Origin of the sequence: Pseudomonas sp. ANT_J12, from assembly GCF_008370045.1 — a bacterium.
Classification (GTDB): domain Bacteria; phylum Pseudomonadota; class Gammaproteobacteria; order Pseudomonadales; family Pseudomonadaceae; genus Aquipseudomonas.
In genome coordinates this window covers 83,075-101,995 of the sequence record NZ_VOBN01000016.1, presented here as the reverse complement: position 1 = coordinate 101,995, position 18,921 = coordinate 83,075, and the positions used below count along the sequence as shown (strand labels likewise).

The following is an 18,921-nucleotide window of genomic DNA, read 5'->3' as shown; positions in this document are numbered from 1 at the left end:
ATGGAATTCATTCGCAGCCGCATCGAAACCCAGCTCATGAGCCTGACCGGCCTGTCCTTGGGCAAGCTTGACCTGGAGAACCCCAAGGGCGATCCCGGCCTGTTCGGGCCCGATTCGGTGAGTTGGCAGGTCCATGGCGATTTCAGCAGCATGCTGATCGGCGGCATCAGTGCGCTGATGCTGCAAGCCCTGCACCCACTGGCCCTGGCCGGGGTCTGGGATCACTCGAATTTTCGCGAAGACATGCTCGGCCGCTTGCGCCGCACCAGTCAGTTCATTTCCGGAACCACGTTCGGTTCGCGCAAGGACGCCGACTGGCTGATCGAAAAGGTCCGCACCATTCTCCTGCAGGTGATCGGCACCGCGCCGGATGGCCGACCTTATGCCGCCAGCGATCCGGACTTGCTGACCTGGGTGCATGTGGCCGAAGTCAGCAACTTCCTCGCCGCGCACCTGCGGTATCGCAATCCGCAGTTATCCGTGGCGGATCAGGACCGTTACTACGCTGAAATCGCGGTGATCGCCGAGCGCCTGGGCGCCCGTGATGTGCCGCGCAGCCGTCAGGAAATCGCTGATTACCTTGAGCGAATCCGTCCACAGTTGCTGTGCGATGCCCGCAGTCGAGAGGTGTTGCGCCTGCTGCTCAACGCGCCCGCCCCCAGCCGTATGGCCAAGCCGTTTGGCGGTTTGATGATGCAGGCCGGGATCGACCTGCTGCCGGACTGGGCCAGCGACATGCTCGGCGTCCGCCAGAACCCGTTGCAACGCCAACTGATCCGCGCCAGCGTCAAACGCAGCGCGCCGATGCTGCGCTGGGCGATGAGGAATGGCTCGGTGCAACGGGCGCAGCGGCGGATGGGGTTATTGGAATAGAGCTTCAAGCTTCAAGCTTGCGGCTTGCGGCTTGCAGCTCAGTAACTGCTAAACTCCCGCGCCAAATTCCCTCCTCCTGCAAGGCGCCCAGCATGTCTTCCTTGAATCAGGCGCTGCGCGCCGCCCTCGATCATCGCCAGGACCTGCTTGCCGAACTGCATCAGCAGGGCACCGATTGCTATCGCCTGTTCCACGGCAGCCAGGAAGGCGCCGGCGGCTTGACCATCGACCGCTACGGCCCGCAACTGCTGGTGCAAAGCTTTCACCAAGCCCTGGAACGGGATGCCCTGCTGGAACTGCACGGCCTCATCAATCAACACTTGGGCTTCGACACGCTGCTGGTCTACAACGACCGCTCCCGGGGCAATTCGCGCATTGACCGTGAAGACACCGTCTACCGCGCCGACGACGCCGCGTTGCAAGACCTGATCGGCCACGAATGGGGCCTCAACTACCGGGTTCGCGGCCGTCACGCCGGGCAAGACCCGCTGCTGTTCCTCGACCTGCGCAACACCCGCGGCTGGGTCAAGGCCCACAGCCAGAACAAAAGCGTGCTCAACCTGTTCGCCTACACCTGCGGCGTCGGCCTGAGTGCGGCGGCCGGTGGTGCCAGCGAGGTGTGCAACCTGGACTTCGCCGAAGGCAACCTGGCCGTCGGCCGCGAAAACGGCCTGCTCAACCCGCAGTTGCCGACGATGGAATTCATCCAGTCCGATTACTTCCCGGCGATCCGCCAATTGGCGGGCCTGCCGATCAGTCAGCGTCGCGGGCAGAAACTGCCGAGCTATGAGCGCCTGGAACAACGTCAATACGACCTGGTGCTGCTCGACCCACCGGCCTGGGCCAAGAGCGCCTTCGGCACCGTCGACCTGCTGCGCGACTATCAGAGCCTGCTCAAGCCGGCACTGCTGACCACCGCCGACAACGGCGTGCTGATCTGCTGCAACAACCTGGCGAAAGTCAGCATGGACGACTGGCGCGAGCAGGTTTTGCGCTGCGCCGAGAAGGCCGGACGGCCGGTGCGGGAATGGTCGGTGATGACCCCGGGCGCGGATTTTCCGTCGATGGATCAGCAGCCACCGTTGAAAACCCTGATCCTGCAACTTTGATCACGCGGGAAATTTCCTACACTTTTTTCTGAACAATCCTTAACAGGGCGTGTACTTCGGAACCGAAAACGCGTGCCATACTCCAAGGCACTCCGATCAGACAAATGAAGCCGCACATGCCCAAAGGATTGATCCGCGCTATCGGCGCTCTGTTGACTGCTCTGGCCCTCTACAGCCTGCTGGGTTTTCTGATTTTGCCGGGCATCGCCTTGCGGGTCGCCAACCAGCAGTTGGCCAACTACGCCACGACGCCCGCCCATATCCAGCGGATCGAACTCAATCCGTTCAGCCTTGAAGTGACCCTGTGGGGCCTGATCATCGGTGAACCGGGCAAGGAACAGGTCGGCTTCGAACGGCTTTACGCCAACCTGCAGATCGACAGCCTGTGGACCAAGGCCCTGCACTTGTCCGATATCGAACTGGACAAGCCCAAGACCGAAATCCTCTTTGGCAAGGACGGCAAGCTCAACTTGCTCGGCCTGTTCAAGATCCCCGCCAGCGAACCGACCCCGGCCGACCCGAACGCCAAACCGTTCCCCCTGCGGGTCGAGCGGATCAAACTGGCCGGCGGCTATGTGCACTTCCAGGATGCGCGCCCCAGCGAGCCCATCGAATTCCTTTACGACAAACTCGATTTCGAGCTGAAGAACCTCAGCACCCTGCCCGATGACAACGCCGACATGACCCTGGTCGCGGCCGGCCCGTCGGGCGGGCAGATCGACTGGACCGGCAACTTCAGCCTGATCCCGATCGCCTCCGAAGGTAAGTTGAAAGTCACCGACGGCCAGATGAAAGTCTGGTGGCCGTACGTGCGCGATGCGCTGCCGCTGGCCCTGGAAAACGGCGTGCTGAACCTGAGCACCGACTACAAGCTCAACCTGGCCAAGGAAACCGAACTGCTGCTGAGCAACGTCGCAGTCAGCGTCGCACCGTTTGCCATCAATGCACCGGACGGTCGGCCATTGGTGCGGCTTGAACGCCTGGATGTCAGCGACACCAGCATCGACCTGGCCAAGCAGCAAGTGGTGGTCGGCAAGATCCGCAGCAACAAACTGGAAACCTGGGCCGCCCTCGAAGCGGACGGCCAACTGGACTGGCAGAAACTGTTCGCCAGCCAACCGTCCAAGGCAACGGTGAAGGCCAATAAAGAACCCGCCACGGCCCCAGCCGCAGCGGATTCACCGCCTCCGGCACCCGCCGCGCCAAGCAAACCGTGGCAAGTGCTGCTCAAAGACGTGCAACTGCGCAATTACCAGGTGCACCTGGCGGACCGTAAGGCACAACCGCCCGTGGCCCTGGAAGTCGGCCCGTTGAACGTTGACCTGCAGAACTTCGACAGCCTCAACGGCTCGCCTTTCAACCTCAAGCTCGACACCGGCCTGGGCAAGCAAGGCAAGATCACGGCGGACGGCCAGGTCAATCTGGCACCGGTCAGCGCCAAGCTGAAAGTGCAGACCAAGGACATCGACCTGCGCGTCGCCCAGTCCTACATCACCCCGTTCATTCGCCTGGAACTGCGCAGCGGCATGCTCGGCAGTGACCTCGCGGTGGACCTGAAAAGCACCGATCCGCTGGCGTTCAGCGTGACCGGCCGCGCCCAGGTCGATCAGCTGCACACCCTCGACACCCTGAAAACCCGCGACTTCCTCAAGTGGCAGCAACTGGTGCTCGAAGGCCTGAACTATCAGCACGGTGACAGCCTGTCGATCGACAAGGTCAACCTGTTCCAGCCCTATGCGCGTTTCATGATCAACGATGACCGCACCACCAACATCGATGACCTGCTGGTGCCGCAACCGCCTGACGCCGGCGCCAAGACCGCCGCCGCCAAACCAGCGGCCGGCAAGGACAAACCGCTGGGCATTCACGTGGGCGGCATTGCGATCAATGATGGCTCGGCCAACTTTGCCGACTTCAGCCTGACCCCGAACTTCGCCACCGCCGTGCAAGAACTCAACGGTGCAATCGGCACCATCGACAGCCGCCAGGCGAAACCGGCCAGTGTCGACATCAAGGGCAAGGTCGACCGCTATGCGCCGGTGACGATCAAGGGCGCGGTCAACCCGTTCGACCCGATGGCCAGCCTCGACATTGCTACCAGTTTCAAACGTGTCGAGCTGACGACGCTTACGCCCTACTCCGGCAAGTTCGCCGGTTACCGCATCCGCAAGGGCCGCCTCAATCTCGACCTGCATTACCTGATCACCAAGGGCCAGTTGAAGGCTGAAAACAAAGTGGTGGTCGAGCAACTGCAACTCGGCGAAAAAGTCGACAGCCCGGACGCCACAAGCCTGCCGCTGAAGTTGGCGATCGCCCTGCTCAAGGACGTCGACGGCAAGATTTCCATCGAGCTGCCAGTGACCGGCGACTTGAACAACCCGCAGTTCAGCGTCATGCCGATTGTCTGGCAGACCCTGCGCAACCTGATCGTCAAGGCGGCCGCCGCGCCGTTCAAAATGATTGGCGGGCTGATCAGTGGTGGCGGTTCGGAAGATCTGGGCACCGTGTCGTTCGCACCGGGTTCGAGTGACCTGACCAAAGACGCCGAAGCGTCGCTGATCAAACTCTCCAGCGCGCTCAAGGAACGCCCGGCCCTGCGCCTGGAAATCGAAGGCACGGCGGCACAAAGCAGCGATGGCCCCTTGATCGCCGAGCAACGCCTGGAGCGCGAATACCAGTACAACTACTACAAGATGCTCCAGCGCCGTGGCGACAAGGTCCCGGCCCAAGCGTCCCTGCTGCAAGTGCCGGAGGGCGAGAAAGGTCCGCTGCTGGAAGGGATTTATCGCACGCGCCTCAAGACCCAGCCACCGGCCGAATGGAAGGATCTGGGCAAGGAAGAACGCACCGCCAAAATGCGTGCGGACGTGATCAAGTTCTGGAGTTCCAGCGACGTGCTGTTGCGTCAACTGGGCCAGGAACGGGCCAGCAGCATCAAGGATTTCCTGGTGGACAAGACGCAAATGGCCGATGACCGCGTGTACTTTGTCGACGCCAACCTTGGCGAAGCGCAAAGCGACGGTCGGGTGGTTACCCCGATGCACCTGGACGCCGAGTGATGGGCGCGCGCTGGTTACTCAGCCTGGCCCTGGCACTCGCGGCGGGCCAGGCCGCAGCTGCCGATACCCTGCGCTGTGGCAGCCAGTTGATCAGCGTCGGCGACAGGTCCAGCGAAGTACTGCAGAAATGTGGACAACCCGTGGCCCGGGATGCGCTGGGCTACAAGCGCAGCGCCAACCGCCGGGAAGAATTCCAGGTCGAGGAATGGACCTACGGACCCAACAGCGGGATGTACCAATACCTGCGGTTTGAAGGGAATCGGCTAGTGCAGATCACCAGCAAACGCGGCAATTAAAGAGCAAAAGATCGCAACCTTCGGCAGCGCCTACGGGGTGAATACATCACTTGTGCAGGAGCTGTCGAAGGCTGCGATCTTTTGCTTTTACGACCCGGAATAAAACAGGCCCCCGACACGAATGTCGGAGGCCTGTAATGGCCACATCCTTGTGGCCTTCGCATGAACTCTCCAGAGGCGGCAGACGTATGGCTCGGCTCGTCTGCCACGCCTTCTCCCGGTTCAAGCGGAGAAGTCTTGCCTTACTCGGCTTTCAGGCCGTCAGCGGAAACCGCTTTAACGCCTTTGATTTTCTTGGTGATCGCAACAGCGGTGGTTTTCTGAGCGTCGGTAATGGCTACAGTCGACGACAGGGATACAACACCTTTGTTGGTTTCTACTTTGATGTCAGTGCCTGGAATGCCTTTCTCGGTTACCAGGTCGCTTTTGACTTTGGTAGTGATCCAGGTATCGGAAGTGGTTTCCTTGGCCTTGGTCATTTCACCGGCCGCCAGAGTCATCGGGGCTTGGGTGGTGGTAGTGGTCTGTGCAAAAGCTGCACCGGCCATGGTCAGGGTCAGCGCGGTAGCAGTAGCAATAGCGAACTTCTTCATACGAGTAACTCCTGTTTTTCTATAAAGTCTGCTGCGTGTCTTCTCAGCAGGGTTACTGGGTATATTGCGAACGCTGTGCCAACTTTGAGACAGACAATAAATCGTTATAAAACAACAACTTATAAAATATGCGAAATTCCGGAATCATGCAAAATGCATGAGCCGGACGTTATCGACATGCAAGTTGCGGGTTTTGAAGCAGGCCTAAGGCCATGAATTGCCGGGAATTTCCTTGTTCACCCGGTAGAGGGTGAAATGGATTTAACGAATGCGCGTTTTCGGCAGCGTTCAGACAAAAAAATACCCCGCCATCAAGGGCGGGGTATTGATTCTGCTAAAGGAATATCAAGCGCCCGGGCAGCTCGGCGTCGAGTAATCCTTCAGGGCAGTGGTCGCACACGACCACCCCGCAGCCGCCGTGCGAGTCAAGGTAATCACCTTGCCCAACACAGGCGCCGGCGCTTGAATCAGCGTGCAGGCAATGGTCCCTGCACCGGAGGCAACGGTGCCAGTGACTGTCAGGGTGCAGTTTTGCGAAGCGAAACTCGGCGCGACAGTAGCGGCCGTCGGGTCAGCCGAACCTGCATTGATAATGTCTTCATACGCCACCTTGAGCGCGGAGACTTCCGCGATCCCGGCCGTCACCTTGGCCCGCGCCTGGTACTTGGTATAAGCCGGAATCGCAAACGTCGCCAGAATCCCGATGATCGCCACCACGATCAACAGCTCGATCAACGTAAAACCTTTCTGAATATTCATAGACAAGCTCCATGCATGAGTCGGAATCTCATGATCTGAATAAGCCCCAGCAGGGTCCGTGCCAAGCCTCGCATGCCCTGTACACGGGGCGCGGCGCAAAGAAAGCGCCCTTTCCTACTCCCTGAATCCGCACTATCTGACACTTTTTGTCACCTCAACACCGCTGGTTTGGTTCCTCGCCTTGACTAGGCTATAAGTCATGAACTGTCTGCGTCCGGTATCCCCATGAACGACATCGCCCTTAGTGGCCTGGCCAAGCAATTGGTGCTGGCCGAACTGCTCACTGAAAAAAGCGCGCAACAGGCGTATCAGCAAGCCCAACGCAATCGCATCTCCCTGGTCAGCTACCTGGTGCAGAACAAACTGGTGCGAAGCCGGCAGGTGGCGGAGATTGCCTCGGAGCACTTCGGCATGGCCTTGCTGGACCTCAATTGCCTGGACAAGGAAACCCAGCCCAAAGGGCTGGTCAGCGAGAAACTGGTTCGCCTGCACCACGCCCTGCCCCTCTGGCGACGTGGCAATAAATTGTTCGTGGGGATTTCCGACCCCACCAACCATCAAGCGATCAACGACATCCAGTTCAGCACCGGGCTGAGCACCGAAGCCATTCTGGTGGAGGACGACAAGCTCAGCGACGCCATCGAAAAATTCTTCGACACCCACACCACCGGCCTGGAAGAAATGGCCGACGTTGACCTGGATGGCCTGGACATCGAGTCGCCCGACGACAAAAACCACGATTCCATCGCCGGGCAGGATGCCGACGACGCGCCCGTGGTGCGGTTCGTCCACAAGATGCTGCTGGATGCGATCAAGAGCGGCTCTTCCGACCTGCACTTCGAACCCTACGAAAAAACCTACCGGGTGCGGATGCGCACCGACGGCATTCTGCGCGAAGTGGCCAAGCCACCGATTCAACTGGCCGGACGGATTGCCGCCCGCCTCAAGGTCATGGCCAGCCTCGACATTTCCGAGCGACGCAAACCTCAGGACGGGCGGATCAAGATGCGCCTGTCCAAGAGCAAGTCCATCGACTTCCGGGTCAACACCCTGCCGACGCTGTGGGGCGAGAAAGTGGTGATCCGGATCCTCGACCCGTCCAGCGCGCAAATGGGCATCGACGCCCTCGGCTACGAGCCCGACCAGAAAGCCCTGTTCATGGCCGCGCTCAAGCAGCCGCAGGGGATGATTCTGGTCACCGGCCCCACCGGTTCGGGTAAAACTGTGTCGCTGTATACCGGGCTGAATATTCTCAACACCGTGGACATCAACATCTCCACCGCCGAAGACCCGGTGGAGATCAACATGGAAGGCATCAACCAGGTCAACGTCAATCCCAGGCAGGGACTGGATTTCGCCCAGGCCTTGCGCTCGTTCCTGCGTCAGGACCCGGACGTGATCATGGTCGGCGAGATCCGTGACCTGGAAACCGCAGAAATCGCGATCAAGGCCGCCCAGACCGGGCACCTGGTGCTGTCGACCCTGCACACCAACAGCGCCGCCGAAACCCTGACCCGCCTGCACAACATGGGCATCCCCGGCTTCAACATCGCCACCTCGGTCAGCCTGATCATCGCCCAGCGCCTGGCGCGCAAATTGTGCAGTCATTGCAAGACGCCGATCAAGATTCCCCGGGAGGCCCTGATCAAGGAAGGCTTCCCCGAGGAACGCATCGGTTCTTTCACGATCTATGAGCCCGTCGGTTGCGATCAGTGCAACAACGGTTACAAAGGGCGAATCGGGATATATGAAGTGGTGAAGAACACCCCGGACCTGCAACGGCTGATCATGGCCGAGGGTAACTCCCTGGAAATCGACATCCAGATGCGCAAGGACGGCTTCAACGATCTGCGTACGTCGGGGCTGATCAAGGCCATGCAAGGCATCACCAGCCTTGAAGAAATCAACCGGGTCACCAAGGACTGAACATGGCGGTCAAGGCAGCAAAAATCAGCGTCTACGCCTGGGAAGGCATGGACAAGAAAGGCACGAAGATGAGCGGCGAGTTGAGCGGTCAGAACCCGGCGCTGATCAAGGCACAGCTGCGCAAGCAGGGGATCAACCCGGGCAAGGTGCGCAAGAAATCCGCGTCTATTTTCAGCCTGGGCAAACGCATCAAGGCCCAGGACATCTCCCTGTTCACCCGGCAGATGGCGACCATGATGAAGGCCGGTGTGCCGCTGCTGCAGTCGTTCGACATCATTGGCGAAGGCTTCGACAACCCGGCCATGCGCAAGCTGGTGGATGAGGTGAAACAGGAGGTCGCGGCCGGTAACAGCTTCGCCGCCTCCCTGCGCAAGAAGCCGCAATATTTTGATGAGTTGTACTGCAACCTGGTGGACGCCGGTGAACAGGCCGGCGCCCTGGATACGCTTCTGGATCGGGTCGCGACCTATAAGGAAAAGAGCGAGAGCCTCAAGGCCAAGATCAAGAAAGCCATGACCTACCCGCTGGCCGTGGTGTTCGTCGCGATCATCGTCACCGGGATTTTGCTGGTCAAGGTGGTGCCGCAGTTCAAGACTGTGTTCGCCGGGTTTGGCGCCGAACTGCCGGGCTTCACCTTGATGGTGATCAACCTGTCGGAGTTCATGCAGGAATGGTGGTGGGTGATGCTCGGCGTCATGGCTGCGGCGATCTACGGTGTGCGTCGCGCCTTCAAAAAATCCCAGGTCTTTCGCGATCGGGTGGACACCTGGCTGTTGAAACTGCCCTTGGTGGGCACGCTGATGTACAAGTCCGCCGTGGCCCGCTACGCCCGCACGCTGTCGACCACCTTCGCCGCCGGGGTGCCGCTGGTGGATGCCCTGGAATCGGTGGCCGGCGCCACCGGCAATATCGTGTTCAAACGTGCGGTGCTGCGCATCAAGCAGGACGTGTCGACCGGCATGCAGCTGAACTTTGCCATGCGCACTTCGGGCGTGTTCCCGAACATGGCGATCCAGATGGCAGCCATCGGCGAGGAGTCCGGCGCCCTCGACGACATGCTCGACAAGGTCGCCAGCTTCTACGAGGACGAAGTCGACAACATGGTCGACAACCTGACCAGCCTGATGGAACCGTTCATTATGGTGGTGCTGGGCGTCGTCGTCGGCGGTCTGGTGGTTGCCATGTACCTCCCCATTTTCCAACTCGGCTCAGCGATCTGACATGCCCTTGATCGACTACTTGACCCTCTATCCGCTGGCCTTCGTGATCTTTGCGCTGGTGCTCGGCCTAGTGATCGGCAGCTTCCTCAACGTGGTGGTCTGGCGCCTGCCGAAGATGCTCGAACGGGAATGGCGCGTGCAGGCCCACGATGTCTTGGGCTTACCCGGTGAGACGCCCCTGCCGACCTATAACCTGATGCTGCCCCATTCCCAATGCCCGCACTGCGCCCACCGGATCCGAGCCTGGGAAAACATCCCGCTGCTCAGTTACCTGTTGCTGCGCGGGCGCTGTTCGACCTGCGCCGCACCGATCAGCAAGCGTTACCCACTGACCGAACTGGCCTGCGGCTTGCTCTCGGCGTTCGTCGCCTGGCATTTCGGTTTCGGCTGGCCTGGCGGCCTGATGCTGGTGTTGAGCTGGGGCCTGTTGGCCATGAGCCTGATCGATGCCGAGCATCAACTGTTGCCCGACGTGCTGGTGCTGCCGTTGTTGTGGCTGGGGCTGATCGTCAACAGCTTCGAGCTGTTCGTGCCCTTGCACGATGCCTTGTGGGGCGCGGTGGCCGGCTACATGGCGCTGTGGTCGGTGTTCTGGCTGTTCAAGCTGATCACCGGCAAGGACGGCATCGGCCATGGCGACTTCAAGCTGCTGGCGATGCTGGGGGCCTGGGGCGGTTGGCAGATTCTGCCGCTGACCATCCTCCTGTCATCGCTGGTGGGGGCGATTCTCGGGGTGATTTTGCTGCGCTTGCGCGACGCGAAAACCTCGACGCCCATCCCCTTCGGTCCCTATCTGGCGATTGCTGGCTGGATTGCATTGCTCTGGGGTGGTCAAATAACCGGCTTCTATTGGCAGTTTGTCGGTTTGAAATGAATACCCCTGTGGAAAAACCCTGGATTCTCGGCCTGACCGGCGGCATCGGCAGCGGCAAAAGCGCGGCGGCCCAGCACTTCATCGACCTCGGTGTGCATGTGGTGGACGCCGATCACGCGGCACGCTGGGTGGTGGAACCGGGGCGTCCGGCGCTCGCTAAGATCGCCGAGCACTTCGGCCCCGGCGTACTGCAAGCCGATGGCCAACTCGATCGCGCGGCGCTGCGCAAACTGATCTTCGAAGTCCCGGAGGAACGCCGCTGGCTCGAAGCGTTGCTGCATCCGCTGATCGCCGAGGAAATCGTTACTCACTTGGCCAAGGCACAATCGCCTTACGCGATTCTGGTGTCGCCGCTGTTGATCGAGTCCGGGCAGAACGCCATGACCCAACGGGTGCTGGTGATCGACGCGCCGGAACAACTACAGATCGAACGCACCCTGCAGCGTGACCAGACCAGCGAGCAACAGGTCCAGGCGATCCTCAAGGCCCAGTCCAGCCGCCAGGATCGCGTGAGCCATGCCGACGATGTGGTGGTCAACGACCGCGACCTCGCCTGGCTGCACAGCGAGGTCGAACGCCTGCATCACTTTTACCTTACTTTGCGTGGAGGCCAGTCATGAGCCCAATCTCGACCGTCGAATGCCCGACTTGCGGCGCACCCGTGGAATGGAAACCGGAGAACGTCTTCCGGCCCTTCTGTTCGGACCGTTGCAAACTGATCGACCTGGGAGCCTGGGCGTCGGAAGAACACAAGATCCCGGTGAGCCCGGATGCCGAGGACGACCTGTTCAGCGAAGACTTCGAGCCGCGTCACTGATCACTAACATCAGGGCCGCATGAAACCGTAGTCCTGCCCGTCATCGAGGTTCTCGGCGAGAAACTGCAACTCATCCGCCAGGTCCTCGACACTGCGCACCGCCTTGCTCTGTTGCACCACCGCACTGAGCAAGGCGCGCAGGCTCAACCCCGGATCAAACCCGACTTCCTGCGCCGCATCCAGGCTGTGACGCAACTCCTGCCTTGCCCACTCGTAAACGCTCATATCGGTGCTCCTGAAGGTTTCGCCGAGCATGAGTTCGCGAGCACCTGACCGATTTGATGTGGATCAAGACTTGGGATCGTCGTCTTTCCAGGGCGCCGAAAGGTAGCGGGTGCGGTTGAAAGTCTCCAGCCACTCAGGACTGAACACCACCAGCGCACTGATGATCATGCCGTTGATAAACGCCTCGGGGAAAATCAGCAGCCACAAGTAACCGACAAAATCTTCCAGCCAGTACGGCATCGCAAAGCGTTCGTCCCACCACAGCAACGTGAGCGCCAGCAACAGGCACAACAACGCCGACAGCGCCGCCGCAAAGAAACCGGAAACGAAGATATACACAAAGGGATTACGCGGCTGGGCCCGCTCGACGAGGATCGCGCAGCATTCCGTCACCAGCACCGGCAGCAGAATCAGTAGCGAACCATTCACCCCGACGGCCATCAGGTCCTGTCGCCCAAGCAGTACCAACCCCATCTGCGCGATCAAGCCACCGACAATCGCCAGCGGCCAGTCCAGCAGCAACGTCACCGCGGTCATGCCGATAAAGTGATACGACACGCCGGTATCGAAATCCCGTCGCACCAGCCACAACATGAACAGCGCGAACACCGTGCCGAACAACAGATGCTGGCGACGACTGTCGGTGAACAGCTCGACCCAGGGCGCACGGCAGATCGCCCAGATCAGCACGGGCAAGTAAATCCCCCAGCCGACTATCAGGCTCTCCGGTGACAGGAGCTCGGCACCGATCATGGCCGGGCTTTCTCCAACGCCTCTCGCAATTGCGCTGCCGTGGCGTACTCGTGCTGCTCAACCAAGCGACCCTCCTTGAGCTGCAGCCACAGCACGTTGTCCACAGCCCCTGGATAGCGCGGCGCTACGCGGCCATCGCGGTCGAGCATGACCCGATAGGCATAGTCGCGCATCTTGGGTACAGCGAACATTTTTGCAATCAGCCGGGGCATGCGCTGGATGTCCGCGACAAATACCGTCTGGCGCGACTCCAGATAGCCCTTGGGCTGGCCTTGCAACGCGGCATCGACCAGCTTCGCGGCGTCCATGCTGCGCGCCACCAGCAACGTCTGCGTCTGGTTGTCGAGGCTGTAGGCCTGATCGAATTGATCCAGCAAGGTCCAGGGCGCCAGGCGCTCGCCCACCTCCAACGCCTGGGCCCACAAGGGCAGAAGACTGAGCAACAACACCGGCCAATATTTCACATTCAACTCCTCGATAGTGGATACGCACGATGGATATCAGTCTACACCGCCGGTTCTGGCCGCCCAGTAACGTCGTTTACCGGTAAAGGCTTTCTGCTTGTCGCATTTGAACGCTAAGCTTGGGCCTATGGATGACTCAGATTATTTACGCCTGCTGACCATCGCGGCCGAGCAAGCCAACGCGTTCCTGTCCAATGCCCGCAAATGGGAGCGTGAGCGTTGGGTCTGCCAGCGCCTGCTGCAAGGCCTGAACATTCCCTACCGCGCCGACGAATTCGCCCCCGCCGGGGAGCCGCCGGACGTGCTGTTCCGCGACGCCAGTTTCGAGGTGTTCTTCGTGCTCGACGAAGGCCGACGCCTCAACGACGAATGGCGCGACGAACTGCAACGAAGGCGCAGCGCGTTTTCCCTCAGTTCCCTGGTACGTCGCGAGGCCAAGCCCCGACGCATCCCGGCCAATGAATTCCTGCTGCGACTGGCGCCGACCCTGCGCAAAAAAGCCCACAACTACAAAGAACGCGGCATGGACCTGGGCGAGCTGGACATCATCGCCTTCGCCAGCCTCAAGCGCGAAGTGCTGGACCTCAACAGCCATTTCCCGCCGCCTACCGAGTACTTGCGCCAGGGTTGGCGCTCGTTGTCGCTGGTCGGGCCGACCTTCGCCCGGGTGCTGTTCGCCCATCCGGATGCGCCAGACTTTTTGCGCAGCAACCTCGGTCGCAGCATCGTCTTCGATGTCGGGATCAGCCTGTGAGCCCTTTGCAGGAATTGATGGCCGAAGTCCCGCAAGTTGGCCGCGTGCGCTGGATTGGCGTGCGCCCGGCGTCCCATGTGCCGATGATTGAACTGGACGTCGTGGAAGCGCGACTCGAGGCCGGTTTGACCGGTGACAAGGCCCGCCCCGGCGTACGCAATGCGCGGCAGGTGACGCTGATCCAGTGGGAACACTTGGCCGTGATCAGCTCGCTGATGGGCCGCCCGGATGATCAACCGGTGCTGCCGGGTGAATTGCGGCGCAATCTGGTGATCAGCGGGATCAACCTGTTCAGCCTCAAGGGCCGGCGCTTCAAGATCGGCCAGGCGATTTTCGAAACCACCGGCTGGTGCCAGCCCTGCGCACGCCTGCAAAACAACCTCGGCCCCGGGACGTTTCAGGCCGTGCGCGGACATGGCGGAATCACCGCCCGAGTGTTACAAAGTGGAATCATTCGCCTGGACGATACGGTGAGCGTCGAGCCCATTCCCGACACCGGCTATGCTCCGTTCAACGTTCGTTAAATCAGCCTGTAGCTTCTACACATTCAGCAACGTCTACCCCTGACGAGGCCCAATATGACCAGCCGCCTGAACCCCGACGACCAGAAGCATGTCGAAGAGTACCTGCACTTGTCCCAACACCGAGTCGAGCGCCGGCCCTTCCGGCCGTGGATGCTCCTGGTGCTGGTGCTGGCAGTGACCATTGGTTTGGGCTTGCTCAGCCGCCTTATCGGTTACCTGACGCTATGAGCTGCCTTGCGCTCGCTCGGGTAATCGCACCGATTTCTTTTAGCCTTGCGAGATATCCCCATGACTCACCGTATTGTTATCGTTGGCGGCGGCGCCGGCGGTCTGGAGTTGGCTACCCGTCTGGGTAAGACTCTGGGCAAGCGCGGCACGGCCAGTGTGATGCTGGTCGACGCGAACCTGACCCACATCTGGAAACCGCTGTTGCACGAAGTGGCGGCCGGGTCGCTGAACTCTTCCGAAGACGAACTCAACTATGTTGCCCAGGCCAAATGGAACCACTTCGAGTTCCAGCTAGGGCGCATGAGCGGGCTCGACCGCACGCAGAAAAAAATCCAGTTGGCGGCGACCTACGACGAAGCCGGCATTGAACTGGTCCCGGCGCGCGAGGTGGGTTACGACTCGCTGGTGATCGCGGTCGGCAGCACCACCAACGATTTCGGCACCCAGGGCGCGGCACAGCATTGCCTGTTCCTCGACACCCGCAAACAGGCCGAGCGTTTCCATCAGCAATTGCTCAACCACTATCTGCGCGCCCATGCCGGGCAAACCGATGTCGTGGAGCAGATCAGCGTGGCCATCGTCGGCGCCGGTGCCACCGGTGTGGAGCTGGCGGCGGAACTGCACAACGCGGCCCATGAATTGGCGGCCTATGGACTGGACCGGATCAAACCGGAAAACATGCACATCACCCTGATCGAAGCCGGGCCACGGGTGCTGCCTGCCCTGCCGGAACGTATCGGCGGGCCTGTGCATAAAACCCTGGAGAAGCTCGGGGTCAACGTCATGACCAATGCGGCGGTCAGTGAAGTGACGGCCGAGAGCCTGATCACCGCCGACGGCAAGGTGATCAACGCGAGCCTGAAAGTCTGGGCGGCCGGGATTCGTGCGCCGGGGTTCCTCAAGGACATCGACGGCCTGGAAACCAACCGCATCAATCAACTGCAAGTGCTGCCGACGCTGCAAACCACCCGCGACGAGAACATCTTCGCCTTCGGTGACTGCGCCGCCTGCCCGCAACCGGGCACCGACCGCAACGTGCCGCCACGCGCCCAGGCTGCGCATCAGCAGGCGTCGTTGCTGGCTAAATCGCTGAAACTGCGGATCGAAGGCAAGACCCTGCCGGAGTACAAGTACACCGACTACGGCTCGCTGATCTCGCTGTCGCGTTTTTCGGCTGTGGGTAACTTGATGGGCAACCTCACGGGCAGCGTGATGCTGGAAGGCTGGCTGGCGCGGATGTTCTATGTGTCGCTGTACCGAATGCACCAGATGGCGTTGTATGGCGCGTTTCGCACGGCGATGTTGATGCTCGGGAGCAAGATCGGGCGTGGGACTGAGCCGCGGCTCAAGCTGCATTAAGATCTTTAGCGCCGGTTAGGGCCTCATCGCGGGCAAGCCTCGCTCCTGCAGGAGCGAGGCTTGCCCGCGAATGGGGCAACGCGGTCCAACATGTTCATTCATATGTGTCCCACTGTATCCCGCCCCACCTTTTCCCCCCTTCGCTTACAAACTCCCCCCTTGCACGACACAGAAGCGATACACCCGCCCCGTTAAATGGCCACACCCGAGCAAGGCACCGCCTGCTTCGGTTAACGCCGCAATCACGCGGCATCCTTTATCGAGCGGTTGTGTCGTGCAACCCAGGAGAGTTGAAATGTCCCGTACCACTAAAAACACTATTGGTCTGTTCGGCGCTGTTTTGGCTGGCGGCATGATGTTGACCGGCTCCGTATTCGCTTCCCAGCCACTGACCCAAGGCTACCTGCTGGCCTCCGCCGAACAGGTTGTGAAAACCCCGGAAGGCAAGTGTGGCGAAGGTAAATGCGGCGATGCGTCGATGGCCAAGACCGACACCGATGGCGACGGCAAGGTCTCCCGCGCCGAGTTCCAGGCTGTCGCGCCGAAGTCTAATTTCGACAAGATCGACAAAAACCACGATGGCTTCATCGACGAACAAGAGGCTTTCGACAACGTGAAAGCCAACTTCGAGGCCAACGGCAAGAAAATGCCAAAAGGCCTGTTCGAACACCTGAAAGACCAAGACGGCGCCTAAGCCCCAGAACAAACAAGCCGCGTATTCTCAAGGGAAGCGCGGCTTTTTTGTGCCTTGCGGATTTACACCCGAAAGCGCCGCACCATGCCTTGCAGGGCACTGGCCAGTTTGGTCAGTTCATGGCTGGAGGCGCTGGTCTGATCGGCGCCCGCGGCAGAACGCACTGACAGGTCGCGGATGTTCACCAGGTTGCGGTCGACTTCCCGCGCCACTTGCGCCTGTTCTTCAGCGGCGCTGGCGATCACCAGGTTGCGTTCGTGAATCTCGTGTACCGACGCAGTGATGGTCTGCAGCGCTTCGCCGGCGCGTTCGGCCAGGACCAGCGTACTGGCGGCACGAGAAGCGCTGGCGTGCATGGAGTCCAGTGCCAGGGTCGAGCCGCTGCGCATGCCCTGGACCATCTGCTCGATTTCCTGGGTCGATTGCTGGGTGCGATGGGCCAGCGCCCGCACTTCATCGGCCACCACGGCGAATCCGCGACCGCTCTCCCCCGCCCGCGCCGCTTCAATGGCGGCGTTGAGCGCCAACAGGTTGGTTTGCTCGGCGATGGCGCGAATCACGTCCAGCACCTTGCCGATGTCCTGGGATTGATTGGCCAGGGACTGCACCAACTCGCCGGTGTGTTGCACATCGTTGGCGAGGGCGCTGATGGCGCTGGCGGTTTCGCTGACCCGTTCCTGGCCCTGGTGCGCCGATTCGCTGGACTGGCGCGTGGCGTCGGACGTCGACACCGCGTTGCGTGCGACTTCTTCCACAGCGGTGGTCATCTCGTTGACGGCTGTGGCGGCCTGCTCGATCTCGTTGTTTTGCTGTTGCAGGCCTTGGGTGCTGTCGAGGGTGACGGCGTTCAGTTCATCGGCGGCGGTGGCCAGTTGCGTGGCCGAGCCGCTGATGCCCTGCAGGGTTTCGCGCAAATTCTGCTGCATGGTCGCCAGGGCTTTGAGCAGGCGACTGACTTCGTCGCTGCCGTGGGTTTCGATGGGGTTGGTGAGATCGCCACGGGCCACGTTTTCTGCGGCATTCAAGGCTTCATTCAGCGGACGTACGATGCTGCGGGTCAGCAGCATCGCCAGGCCGACGGTGGCCAGCGCCGCCAGGGCGATGAACAGGCCGACAATCGTGCGCGATGTTTCATAGTGCGCGGCGGACTTCTGGCTTTCGGCGGCGACTTGTTTGGCAAACATATCTGCCAGGTCAGTGAGCTGTTTGCCGGAGCCATCGACCACGGTCTTCATGTCGATCAGCAGCAATTTGGTCAGCTCGTCGCGACGGCCCTGTTCGGCCAGGATGAACGACTGAGCGATGCCCGTGCGATAAGCGGCGAAGGTGCTTTTGAACTGGTCATACAACTGCTGGCCCTCAACGGTGTTGACCAACTTGTCGTAGGCGGCAATCTTGTCGCTCAGCTCCTTGTCCCGTGTGTCCATCTGGCTGCGGTACTGCGCGATGTTCTTCGGGTCCTGGTCCAGGGCCATGCGCAGGGAAATGGTGCGGATGCGCAACATGATCTCGCGGATCTCGTCGCCGCCACGGATGCTCGGCAGCCATTGGCTTTCAACCGCTACCTCGCTGTCACGAATACTCGACATCTGCCCCAGCGCAAACACCCCGAGCAACGCCACCAACACCGCAATCAGGGCAAAACCCAGCGCAGCACGGGGGGCAATATTCAGCTGACGAAGAAACATAACGAGCGCCTTTTGTTTTTATGGGCGGGAGGGAGACGCGGCTTTGCGCTCCGATGGCTCGTTATCGGCAAGTTGTACGATGACTTGAAGCTAGACTGCACTTTTTCAAAGACAAAAAAAATCCCCGTATCTTTCGATACGAGGATTTTTAATATGGTCGGGGTAAGGGGATTCGAACTCCTGACATCCTGCTCCCAAAGCAGGCGCGCTACCGGACTGCGCTATACCCCGGTAAAAAAAGGCGACCTTTCAGTCGCCTTCTTCTTCGATCAGCGCTTTTGGCCTCTGATCTTAAGATCTGATCCCAGCGTTAACTGGTTTCAAAAATGGTGGGTCGTGTGGGATTCGAACCTACGACCAATTGGTTAAAAGCCAACTGCTCTACCAACTGAGCTAACGACCCAAAAATGGTCGGGGTAAGGGGATTCGAACTCCTGACATCCTGCTCCCAAAGCAGGCGCGCTACCGGACTGCGCTATACCCCGGTTTGAAATTGGCTCCGTGACCAGGACTCGAACCTGGGACCCAATGATTAACAGTCATTTGCTCTACCGACTGAGCTATCACGGAACTACATATTTCAATTTACAACGGTGAAACTTGCTGCATCTCTCGACCCGTTCGCATCGCTGCGTTCGTGTGTCTGAGGCGCGCTATTCTACAATCTTAAGCACCTCTGTCAACCCCCTAATTTGCATTCAAGTTA

The 18,921-nt window shown here is 60.3% G+C and carries 20 protein-coding genes, 4 tRNA genes and 1 pseudogene; 14 read left to right on the top strand and 11 right to left on the bottom strand.

Going from position 1 to position 18,921, the window contains the following annotated elements; translation table 11 throughout:
- The 4 genes from FQ192_RS25720 (at nucleotide 1) to FQ192_RS25705 (ending at nucleotide 5,337) form a co-directional block, all read left to right on the top strand.
- Nucleotides 1-873 (top strand): oxygenase MpaB family protein, encoded by an 873-nt coding sequence (locus FQ192_RS25720; protein WP_149661058.1) that lies wholly within the window; start codon nucleotides 1-3, stop codon nucleotides 871-873.
- Nucleotides 874-965: 92 nt separating this feature from the next.
- The gene (locus FQ192_RS25715; RefSeq protein ID WP_149661057.1) at nucleotides 966-1,982 is read left to right on the top strand and encodes a class I SAM-dependent rRNA methyltransferase; all 1,017 of its coding nucleotides are present in this window, start codon (nucleotides 966-968) and stop codon (nucleotides 1,980-1,982) included.
- 116 nt (nucleotides 1,983-2,098) lie between these two features.
- Nucleotides 2,099-5,041 carry a DUF748 domain-containing protein gene (locus tag FQ192_RS25710; protein WP_149661056.1) on the top strand — a complete coding sequence of 981 codons (2,943 nt, stop codon included), beginning with the start codon at nucleotides 2,099-2,101 and terminating at the stop codon, nucleotides 5,039-5,041.
- Nucleotides 5,041-5,337 carry a DUF2845 domain-containing protein gene (locus FQ192_RS25705; RefSeq protein ID WP_149661055.1) on the top strand — a complete coding sequence of 99 codons (297 nt, stop codon included), beginning with the start codon at nucleotides 5,041-5,043 and terminating at the stop codon, nucleotides 5,335-5,337. Before FQ192_RS25710 ends, FQ192_RS25705 begins: the two co-directional genes overlap by 1 nt.
- Before the next feature lie 242 nt (nucleotides 5,338-5,579).
- On the opposite strand, the gene FQ192_RS25700 is transcribed toward FQ192_RS25705, so the two are convergent.
- A complete protein-coding gene (locus tag FQ192_RS25700; protein ID WP_149661054.1) occupies nucleotides 5,580-5,930 on the bottom strand; it encodes a BON domain-containing protein in 351 nt (116 codons plus the stop codon).
- Between the two features lie 345 nt (nucleotides 5,931-6,275).
- On the bottom strand, nucleotides 6,276-6,689 hold the full coding sequence (locus FQ192_RS25695) for a pilin (RefSeq protein WP_149661053.1): 414 nt from the start codon (nucleotides 6,687-6,689) through the stop codon (nucleotides 6,276-6,278).
- A 225-nt stretch (nucleotides 6,690-6,914) separates the two neighbouring features.
- On the opposite strand from FQ192_RS25695, the gene pilB reads away from it, so the two are divergent.
- The 5 genes from pilB to yacG are packed head-to-tail and all read left to right on the top strand — an operon-like array spanning nucleotide 6,915 to nucleotide 11,526.
- Nucleotides 6,915-8,615 (top strand): type IV-A pilus assembly ATPase PilB, encoded by a 1,701-nt coding sequence (gene pilB, locus FQ192_RS25690; protein ID WP_149661052.1) that lies wholly within the window; start codon nucleotides 6,915-6,917, stop codon nucleotides 8,613-8,615.
- A gap of 2 nt (nucleotides 8,616-8,617) precedes the next feature.
- Nucleotides 8,618-9,835, top strand: coding sequence for a type II secretion system F family protein (locus FQ192_RS25685; RefSeq protein ID WP_149661051.1), 1,218 nt, complete (start codon nucleotides 8,618-8,620; stop codon nucleotides 9,833-9,835).
- Between the two features lies 1 nt (nucleotide 9,836).
- Nucleotides 9,837-10,709, top strand: a complete 873-nt coding sequence (locus FQ192_RS25680; RefSeq protein WP_149661050.1) for an A24 family peptidase — start codon at nucleotides 9,837-9,839, stop codon at nucleotides 10,707-10,709.
- Nucleotides 10,706-11,329 carry a dephospho-CoA kinase gene (gene coaE / locus FQ192_RS25675; RefSeq protein WP_149661049.1) on the top strand — a complete coding sequence of 208 codons (624 nt, stop codon included), beginning with the start codon at nucleotides 10,706-10,708 and terminating at the stop codon, nucleotides 11,327-11,329. The genes FQ192_RS25680 and coaE overlap by 4 nt, the downstream gene beginning before the upstream one ends.
- Nucleotides 11,326-11,526, top strand: a complete 201-nt coding sequence (gene yacG, locus FQ192_RS25670) for a DNA gyrase inhibitor YacG (RefSeq protein ID WP_149661048.1) — start codon at nucleotides 11,326-11,328, stop codon at nucleotides 11,524-11,526. Before coaE ends, yacG begins: the two co-directional genes overlap by 4 nt.
- 9 nt (nucleotides 11,527-11,535) lie before the next feature.
- On the opposite strand, the gene FQ192_RS25665 is transcribed toward yacG, so the two are convergent.
- From FQ192_RS25665 to FQ192_RS25655, 3 genes are all read right to left on the bottom strand, one after another.
- On the bottom strand, nucleotides 11,536-11,751 hold the full coding sequence (locus tag FQ192_RS25665; RefSeq protein ID WP_008033212.1) for a hypothetical protein: 216 nt from the start codon (nucleotides 11,749-11,751) through the stop codon (nucleotides 11,536-11,538).
- A gap of 63 nt (nucleotides 11,752-11,814) precedes the next feature.
- The gene (locus FQ192_RS25660) at nucleotides 11,815-12,504 is read right to left on the bottom strand and encodes an energy-coupling factor ABC transporter permease (protein ID WP_149661047.1); all 690 of its coding nucleotides are present in this window, start codon (nucleotides 12,502-12,504) and stop codon (nucleotides 11,815-11,817) included.
- Nucleotides 12,501-12,968 carry an FAD/FMN-containing dehydrogenase gene (locus tag FQ192_RS25655; RefSeq protein WP_149661046.1) on the bottom strand — a complete coding sequence of 156 codons (468 nt, stop codon included), beginning with the start codon at nucleotides 12,966-12,968 and terminating at the stop codon, nucleotides 12,501-12,503. The genes FQ192_RS25660 and FQ192_RS25655 overlap by 4 nt, the downstream gene beginning before the upstream one ends.
- A gap of 127 nt (nucleotides 12,969-13,095) precedes the next feature.
- Between FQ192_RS25655 and FQ192_RS25650 the strand changes: the two genes are divergently transcribed.
- The 5 genes from FQ192_RS25650 to FQ192_RS25630 all read left to right on the top strand — a co-directional run bounded on the left by FQ192_RS25650 (nucleotide 13,096) and on the right by FQ192_RS25630 (nucleotide 16,527).
- Nucleotides 13,096-13,722, top strand: a complete 627-nt coding sequence (locus tag FQ192_RS25650; protein WP_008154887.1) for a DUF1780 domain-containing protein — start codon at nucleotides 13,096-13,098, stop codon at nucleotides 13,720-13,722.
- Nucleotides 13,719-14,246 (top strand): MOSC domain-containing protein, encoded by a 528-nt coding sequence (locus FQ192_RS25645; protein WP_149661045.1) that lies wholly within the window; start codon nucleotides 13,719-13,721, stop codon nucleotides 14,244-14,246. Before FQ192_RS25650 ends, FQ192_RS25645 begins: the two co-directional genes overlap by 4 nt.
- A 54-nt stretch (nucleotides 14,247-14,300) precedes the next feature.
- Nucleotides 14,301-14,474: a DUF3094 family protein gene (locus FQ192_RS25640; RefSeq protein ID WP_054051322.1), complete on the top strand. Its 174-nt coding sequence runs from the start codon at nucleotides 14,301-14,303 to the stop codon at nucleotides 14,472-14,474.
- A gap of 60 nt (nucleotides 14,475-14,534) precedes the next feature.
- Nucleotides 14,535-15,833, top strand: a complete 1,299-nt coding sequence (locus tag FQ192_RS25635) for an NAD(P)/FAD-dependent oxidoreductase (protein ID WP_149661044.1) — start codon at nucleotides 14,535-14,537, stop codon at nucleotides 15,831-15,833.
- A gap of 295 nt (nucleotides 15,834-16,128) precedes the next feature.
- On the top strand, nucleotides 16,129-16,527 hold the full coding sequence (locus FQ192_RS25630) for an EF-hand domain-containing protein (RefSeq protein WP_149661043.1): 399 nt from the start codon (nucleotides 16,129-16,131) through the stop codon (nucleotides 16,525-16,527).
- Nucleotides 16,528-16,589: 62 nt separating this feature from the next.
- On the opposite strand, the gene FQ192_RS35145 is transcribed toward FQ192_RS25630, so the two are convergent.
- From FQ192_RS35145 to FQ192_RS25605, 6 genes and pseudogenes are all read right to left on the bottom strand, one after another.
- Nucleotides 16,590-17,453, bottom strand: coding sequence for a methyl-accepting chemotaxis protein (locus FQ192_RS35145; RefSeq protein ID WP_372242363.1), 864 nt, complete (start codon nucleotides 17,451-17,453; stop codon nucleotides 16,590-16,592).
- Nucleotides 17,445-18,215, bottom strand: a pseudogene (locus FQ192_RS35140) (MCP four helix bundle domain-containing protein); the annotation flags it as partial. The gene FQ192_RS35145 and the pseudogene FQ192_RS35140, both read right to left, overlap by 9 nt.
- 154 nt (nucleotides 18,216-18,369) lie before the next feature.
- Nucleotides 18,370-18,446, bottom strand: a tRNA-Pro gene (locus tag FQ192_RS25620).
- A gap of 96 nt (nucleotides 18,447-18,542) precedes the next feature.
- Nucleotides 18,543-18,618 (bottom strand) — tRNA-Lys (locus FQ192_RS25615).
- Nucleotides 18,619-18,623: 5 nt separating this feature from the next.
- Nucleotides 18,624-18,700: transfer RNA gene (locus tag FQ192_RS25610), tRNA-Pro, on the bottom strand.
- A 9-nt stretch (nucleotides 18,701-18,709) separates the two neighbouring features.
- A tRNA-Asn gene (locus FQ192_RS25605) sits at nucleotides 18,710-18,785 on the bottom strand.
- Nucleotides 18,786-18,921 lie beyond the last annotated feature (136 nt).

Bases quoted from the DNA above. Each gene is read 5' to 3' on its own strand.
- FQ192_RS25720 (WP_149661058.1), top strand. From the start codon at position 1: ATGGAATTCATTCGCAGCCGCATCGAAACCCAGCTCATGAGCCTGACC.
- FQ192_RS25715 (WP_149661057.1), top strand. From the start codon at position 966: ATGTCTTCCTTGAATCAGGCGCTGCGCGCCGCCCTCGATCATCGCCAG.
- FQ192_RS25710 (WP_149661056.1), top strand. From the start codon at position 2,099: ATGCCCAAAGGATTGATCCGCGCTATCGGCGCTCTGTTGACTGCTCTG.
- FQ192_RS25705 (WP_149661055.1), top strand. From the start codon at position 5,041: ATGGGCGCGCGCTGGTTACTCAGCCTGGCCCTGGCACTCGCGGCGGGC.
- FQ192_RS25700 (WP_149661054.1), bottom strand. From the start codon at position 5,930: ATGAAGAAGTTCGCTATTGCTACTGCTACCGCGCTGACCCTGACCATG.
- FQ192_RS25695 (WP_149661053.1), bottom strand. From the start codon at position 6,689: ATGAATATTCAGAAAGGTTTTACGTTGATCGAGCTGTTGATCGTGGTG.
- pilB (WP_149661052.1), top strand. From the start codon at position 6,915: ATGAACGACATCGCCCTTAGTGGCCTGGCCAAGCAATTGGTGCTGGCC.
- FQ192_RS25685 (WP_149661051.1), top strand. From the start codon at position 8,618: ATGGCGGTCAAGGCAGCAAAAATCAGCGTCTACGCCTGGGAAGGCATG.
- FQ192_RS25680 (WP_149661050.1), top strand. From the start codon at position 9,837: ATGCCCTTGATCGACTACTTGACCCTCTATCCGCTGGCCTTCGTGATC.
- coaE (WP_149661049.1), top strand. From the start codon at position 10,706: ATGAATACCCCTGTGGAAAAACCCTGGATTCTCGGCCTGACCGGCGGC.
- yacG (WP_149661048.1), top strand. From the start codon at position 11,326: ATGAGCCCAATCTCGACCGTCGAATGCCCGACTTGCGGCGCACCCGTG.
- FQ192_RS25665 (WP_008033212.1), bottom strand. From the start codon at position 11,751: ATGAGCGTTTACGAGTGGGCAAGGCAGGAGTTGCGTCACAGCCTGGAT.
- FQ192_RS25660 (WP_149661047.1), bottom strand. From the start codon at position 12,504: ATGATCGGTGCCGAGCTCCTGTCACCGGAGAGCCTGATAGTCGGCTGG.
- FQ192_RS25650 (WP_008154887.1), top strand. From the start codon at position 13,096: ATGGATGACTCAGATTATTTACGCCTGCTGACCATCGCGGCCGAGCAA.
- FQ192_RS25640 (WP_054051322.1), top strand. From the start codon at position 14,301: ATGACCAGCCGCCTGAACCCCGACGACCAGAAGCATGTCGAAGAGTAC.
- FQ192_RS25635 (WP_149661044.1), top strand. From the start codon at position 14,535: ATGACTCACCGTATTGTTATCGTTGGCGGCGGCGCCGGCGGTCTGGAG.
- FQ192_RS25630 (WP_149661043.1), top strand. From the start codon at position 16,129: ATGTCCCGTACCACTAAAAACACTATTGGTCTGTTCGGCGCTGTTTTG.
- FQ192_RS35145 (WP_372242363.1), bottom strand. From the start codon at position 17,453: ATGCAGCAGAATTTGCGCGAAACCCTGCAGGGCATCAGCGGCTCGGCC.